Below are 6,586 nucleotides of genomic sequence, written 5' to 3' on the forward strand. Positions count from 1 at the left end.
ACTGATTTACTAATGTTTGCCATAAAGTTTAGGTTTTAAAAAATATATGTTTTTTTGTCACATTTACTTCGTGCAAAAAAACATCAAAAACATTGGTATTATAATAAAAACGGATACACTAAACCTCCACATTGTTTTAAAAAAATAAATAAAATTTGATAATAGCAACAATGTTTTCGCTTACTTTTTAATTGACAACTCCTATTTGTTTTTGTATGATATTACCTGAAATTAATAAATTTAAAGCGCATGCAATTCGAATATAGAACATGTCTTAAATTCACATTTTTATCAATCGTTATCTAAAAGTAAAACACACTATCGGAGGGACTATAATGAAACAAAAGAATTTCAAAAATTTTATCTTTAGAATTTTATGCTTTATCGTGGGATGCTTCATCATTCAAATTGGAGTTTCATTCTTTATCAAATCAAATACTGGAGTAGACTCAGTCACAATCTTTATGCAAGGTTTATCAAATATTCTTCACATCACGGTTGGTCAAGCAAACATGCTATTCATGGGAATTGTCTTTGTTGGTATTTTAATTTTTGCGCGTGAGTATATTCGTTTAGGAACATTCTTAGCTGTTGTTACAGCTGGACCCTTTTTAGATCTTTTAAATCAATTATTCGATCCACTTGGAATTGAATCATTACCTTTAATCGTTCGATTAGCTATCGTTGCAATTAGCTGTGTTGTTATTGCAATTGGATTCTCAATCTTAAAATCAGCTAATTTAAGTGTTGCACCAACAGACCAATTACCAATTATTATTTGCGATAAATTAAAGTGGCAATATAAATGGGTTCGTATTACATTTGATGTTATCTTGGTTGTTCTTGGATTCACGTTAGGTGGGAAATTAGGTCTTGGAACAATTATTGCAACATTATTAATCGGACCTTGTATCCAATTCTTCTTAACTCCAATTGAAACAAAAATTACGCAATTAAGTCGCGCTTAATAGTTAAAAGAGCATCTATCTCATAGATAAATGCTCTTTTTTTGATTTAAAGACAGTGTAATAAATAATTTAATTTTTTACTAATTTTCGCTCGTTCTCGGTATACCCAATTCACATCAAATATTAAATTAAATGATTTTGAAAAATTATAATAGAGATTAACTTCTTGATAATGAATCTCTAACAAATCGAGGTCTTCTGAGTGAATTTTTGGCTTAGTTAATTCGAAGTTCCCATCAACAAACACTTCCTCAATAAAGAACAACAATAAATTTAACAATTCTGGATTTGTAAAATTAATGGGGAGTTTCATCACTTTCCATTGATCGTTTTGCGATAATTTATAGGGCTTAATTTGTTCTAAAATAAATAGATAATGGCTAACATCCATTTTTTGATAATACGAAAATTCGTCATAATACATAGACCATATCGCTAACTTTTCAATCAATGGAATCCCTTTTATTTGAAGTAATAATTCCGTCGGTCCAATGATTGCTTTCTCAATCAATCGATCTTCGCACTCTAATTTTTCTTGAAGCCTCCCCAAATACTCATCGATACTCGTCACATATCCAACTTCATAGATTCCTTTCCTTCCAGCCCGACCTGCAATTTGCTTGACCTCTTGTGACGTTAACTCTCTAATATCTTCACCATCAAATTTTTTTAAACTCGTAAACACAATACGTTTAATGGGTAAATTAACTCCCATTCCAATCGCATCTGTTGTAATTAACAATTCACTTTCTCCACTACTAAACATCGAATATTGTAACCGTCTCACCTCAGGTGGCAGATCGCCATAAATGACACTGACTTTATAGCCTCGATCTTGATAATATCGTGATAGCTCCAGAACTTTTTTCTTAGAAAAAGCAATTAACGCATCTCCAGCAGAAGGATTATTCATTTGATACGGCGTCTGCTCTAGTTTCAAAGGAGTATTCCGATAATATTCTTTTATCTCGTATTCCTCACCACAATCCTCAATTAATTGAATTAATAATTTTTTTGTATTTAAAGCACCACAAATATGAATGTCTTGACTCATTAATCCTAAGATTGCTTTTGTCCAAGACGCCCCTCTAATAACATCGCCTATTAACTGAACTTCATCAATCACGGCTACATCATATAATTGATTCAAATCTAATTTTTCAATCGTACAGCTAATATGATTAGCATTCGTGACGATAATTTCTTCTTCCCCTGTTAAAAGATGACAGGGAATTTGAGACTGATTTAGATTTTCATAATTTTCTAAAGCTAGTAAACGTAAAGGTGCTAGATAAATGCCGCGCTTAGATTTTTTCAAAGCCTCGATCGCATGATAAGTTTTTCCTGTATTCGTTTCTCCAAGATGAAGATAAAACTTTCGCTTCATTTGCCTCGTTTTTTTATATTCATCTTTTGGGTTAATTGGGAGATAGCATTGAAAATCATGATTCATTAATCTAGGAAGATAAATACCTTGTAGCACACATAAAATTCCACTGTTAATAAAAGCCTCTTTGTAAGATGAGGTGAGGTCTTCAAAATTATAATCGGTTTGATTTTCTTCATTGTAATGACTTAAGATTTTTCGTGAAATATCGTTTAATAACAATACATAGTCATTATATAAAATTTCTCCCCCGTATTCTTCCATATCTGGTAGTTGTTTTAATATTTTAATTTTTTTTCGGATGAGTGCTTCCTCATTCATTAACAGATGAAGCGATGCTTTTTTGCTATTTTCTTGTAAATGTGAAAGATGTATTCGAAGTTTTTTAATTTCTTTTTCAATTCCGTGACTTTTTTTCATTAGGCACCTCTCTCACGTTTTGCCATCAAGCCTCATAGAGGTAATAAAATTCCTTACTAAATCTTATGCATGTGCCCCCTTCTTTTATCACATCAACACTCTAGTATAAGCCTATTTAAAATAAATCTTAAGTGATGAGTCTTTTAAGGTTAATAAAAAAACTACTACTTAATAAAATTAAGCAATAGTCTCCTTATTTTCAAGCATGCTGTACGGCGTCACTTTATTACGTCCTGTCGTTTTAGAATAATACATAGCCAGATCAGCAAAATGAATGCCTTCTTCCGCAGATAAAGAACCTTGTTCGTATTCATAAACGCCAAAACTAGCCGTAATTGAAGGAAAGTGCTCTTTTATTCTTTTTACGCTAAGGGTTAACAATTCTTCTCTGATTTTCTCAGCAAATACTAATGCCTTCGACTCAGTATAACCTTGCAAGAAAATAACAAATTCTTCTCCTCCATATCGTCCGATATGAATATTTGAATTAACTTTCTTTGTTAAAAGTAATCCTACTTTTTGAATCACCTCATCTCCAACTAGATGACCAAATGTGTCATTAATCTTTTTAAAGTGATCAATGTCTAACATTAAAACACAGCAGCGATCATTGTGAGCCGATTTAAGCATTTGTTCCCCTTTTTTTAGAACTTGAACTCGATTATTTAGACCTGTCAATCCATCATAACGAGCTAAGTAATTTGCCTTTTTATATAATTTAGCATTTTCAAGCGCGATAGCAATGTAAGATGCTAATATACTTAACTTGCTTAAATCACGCTCTGAGTATTGATTTTTCTCATAACTTTGAATGGTAATGTAACCTTTTACCTCATCTTGAATGAGTAGGGGACAACATAATAAGGATTGTATTCCCTTCTGAAGTAAAATGGTTTTATCTTTTTCAAGATGATAGTGTTTGTACTCTGTTAAAAGATCATGGATAATTAAACTTTTTTTATGTTTAATACAGTAGACACCTAAACTATTTTCATCATCAAGTTGGATATGCCCTGAATCCACATAGTCCCCGTCTTGCATATAGATAGCATATTTTAAACTTTCTTCTTCCTGATTTAATTCTGTTATCGCCATGACATTAGAACTAATCAAGTTAGCTAATTCATCGTGAATTCTTAATAATAGTTGCTTATAACTTAAATTCGTTGTTAAGGATTGAGCAATCGATGAAATAATTTGAAGTTCATCATATAGCGTTTTAATAATTCTTAATTCATATGCAGACATTTCCTGTGTTAACTTTTTACCCCATAACTCAGTTCTAGCTAATTCTAACGTTTTTTCATGCTCATACTTAATTTCATAATAGTTTAACGCCTTTTCAAAATCATGGATTGCTTTATACAACTCAATCAATGTCCCACATAATTGTGAGAAAAAGAGTGGATCAACTTTTCGATTGGCCTGTTGATAAGCTTTTAGCAAATAATCCTCGGCTTTTTCATATCGCTTTTGTTGCAAACAGATTTTTGCCCATTCCAAATACGTCTTCATTTTTTCCTGTTTTAACTGATATTGAATCGCAATTTCTTCACTCTTTTGAAAATTCAAGTCACTTCCTACTTCATCCCCCATACTATGTAGCAGTCGTGCCTTTAAACGGAATGAATCAGCAAATGCAATCGGATAACCTAATTCATAAGATCTCTTGATTACGTCATCTAAGATGACTTTAGATTTTTTCAAATTACCCTCTACTAAACATAATTCTGCTTCCGTTTGTAAAAAAACTAACTCATTCATTTTCGTTGTGTTAATGTTTAAATAATTAACTCTTTCTTGAACTTCTCGAGCTTCTTTATATTTTTCTAATCTTAAATAATGAATCACGGTATTTCCTAAAAGATGAGCCACATATTTTGGATCTTCTAAACCTTCTGAAAGTTTAATTCCTTTTACTCCCCATTCTTGACTCTCCGTATATAGTCCGGTGTGAAAATACACGCACATTAACGCATTACATACTGATACCATTCCATCAACTGCGTTTAAACTTTCATAAATCTGATAAGACTCTAACAAATAATCAATCGCAATATCATATATCCCATCTTCGCCACTGAACCATGCTACCACATGAAGCATGCCGGCCTGTGCTAATTTTAATTGATGTTTTTTAGTAAAGATTAAAATCTGTTCTAAATCAGATAAAGATAATTTTTTTCCACGTTTTTGATCCCCTAAAATTGACATTAGCTTTAAAATGTATGATTCATCCTGTAATAATTTATCGCAATATAATTTGATATTGTGATTCATGCTAGTCACTACGATCACTCCCTGTATCAGCCCATTTCTCTTCTATTCTCAACTAACCAAAGTTTAACACATTTTTTCTTTTGTTTTGTGTTTTACCTCCTATTTCATACATTTTATTGCATTTATTAGTAAATTATCATCATCTTTATTGATTAATCCGCCTTTTGTGTGCAAATGAACACTTTTTTTATCATTATTTTAGAGTTAAAATAGTCTTATAAGGGTTCATTGGGGAATGAATTCTTATTGAGGGTAGTGTTAGATATATATCGTTCTTTGACCATCTAGGTAAGATGGTCTTTTTTTAAATTGAAAATTAGGTAAATCTATCAGACTATGGTATGATTAAGGTAATAAATTTAACAACGAGAGGTAATTCAATATGAACTTTAAAACATTAGGTGTTAGTGATGATCTGATTCAAGTTTTAAAAAAATCTGGTATCACTTCACCTACTCCTATTCAAGAACAATGCTATCCCTTAATTAAAAATTATAAAGATGTCATTGCTCAAGCCCAAACTGGAACTGGAAAAACATTAGCATTCTTACTGCCACTTTTTGAAAATATTTCACCTGATATCGAAGCAACACAAGCTTTGATTATTACACCAACTCGTGAATTAGCCTTGCAAATTACAGAAGAAGCTAATAAACTAGCAGAAATTCGAAACATTAATGTTTTAGCCGCATATGGAGGTCGCAACATTGGTTCTCAATTAAATAAGCTAAAAAAATCAATTCATCTGATTATCGCAACGCCAGGTCGCTTAATTGATCACCTAGAACGTCAAACGATTACTTTAGATAAAGTCAAATCTGTTGTTATTGATGAAGCAGATCAAATGTTATTAATGGGATTTAGAAATGAAGTGGATCAAATCTTACGTCAAACGCCAAGAAATAGACAGACCTTATGTTTTTCTGCTACAATGGCACCAAACGTTAAACGTCTAGCGTACCGTTATTCATATGATCCAACAATGATTACGATTGAAGCTAAAAAAGTTGCTGTTGAAAGTATTAAGCAAGAATTAGTTGAAACGACGGATCGTTGGAAGGCTGATGCACTTTGTCAAGTTCTTGAAGAAGATAACCCATTTTTAGCGATTATTTTCTGTCGTACGAAACGTCGTGCTGATCAATTATTCGCTAAAATGAAGCAACGTGGTTTCAATACCCAAGTCATTCACAGTGACATTGCTCAAAATAAACGCGAGCGTATTTTAAAGTCATTTAGAGAGGCTGATTTACAATATTTAATTGCAACAGATGTAGCATCACGTGGCCTTGATATTAGTGGAGTGACTCATATTTATAATTATGATATCCCTGAAACACCAGAAACTTATATTCATCGTATCGGACGTACAGGTCGCGCTGGTGAAGAAGGGTATACTTGTTTATTCGTTGCTCCAAAAGATGACTTTGAATTAAATGCTATTGAACGTAAATTACGCTTTAATATTCCAAGACGTCATTTAAAATAATAAAAAAGAACAAGTCATATGACTTGTTCTTTTTTATTATTT

Annotated in this window: 4 protein-coding genes; 2 read left to right on the plus strand and 2 right to left on the minus strand. The window is 31.9% G+C overall.

The genetic code is table 11. The annotated features are described in order from the left end of the window. The first annotated feature begins 335 nt into the window (after positions 1-335). Positions 336-968, plus strand: a complete 633-nt coding sequence (locus QWC74_RS12985; protein ID WP_006785682.1) for a YitT family protein — start codon at positions 336-338, stop codon at positions 966-968. 46 nt (positions 969-1,014) lie between these two features. Here the strand turns inward: QWC74_RS12985 and QWC74_RS12990 are convergent, their stop codons facing one another. Together QWC74_RS12990 and QWC74_RS12995 are read right to left on the minus strand one after the other, a co-directional pair. Then, complete coding sequence (locus QWC74_RS12990) at positions 1,015-2,775, minus strand: helicase-related protein (RefSeq protein ID WP_006785681.1); 1,761 nt, start codon at positions 2,773-2,775, stop codon at positions 1,015-1,017. A gap of 177 nt (positions 2,776-2,952) precedes the next feature. Continuing rightward, positions 2,953-5,055: a GGDEF domain-containing protein gene (locus QWC74_RS12995; protein ID WP_155222815.1), complete on the minus strand. Its 2,103-nt coding sequence runs from the start codon at positions 5,053-5,055 to the stop codon at positions 2,953-2,955. Between the two features lie 382 nt (positions 5,056-5,437). Between QWC74_RS12995 and QWC74_RS13000 the strand changes: the two genes are divergently transcribed. Further along, positions 5,438-6,544: a DEAD/DEAH box helicase gene (locus QWC74_RS13000; RefSeq protein WP_006785679.1), complete on the plus strand. Its 1,107-nt coding sequence runs from the start codon at positions 5,438-5,440 to the stop codon at positions 6,542-6,544. Positions 6,545-6,586: the final 42 nt, after the last annotated feature.

The sequence above is a fragment of the uncultured Turicibacter sp. genome (genome assembly GCF_938044715.1).
Lineage (GTDB): Bacteria > Bacillota_I > Bacilli_A > MOL361 > Turicibacteraceae > Turicibacter > Turicibacter sanguinis.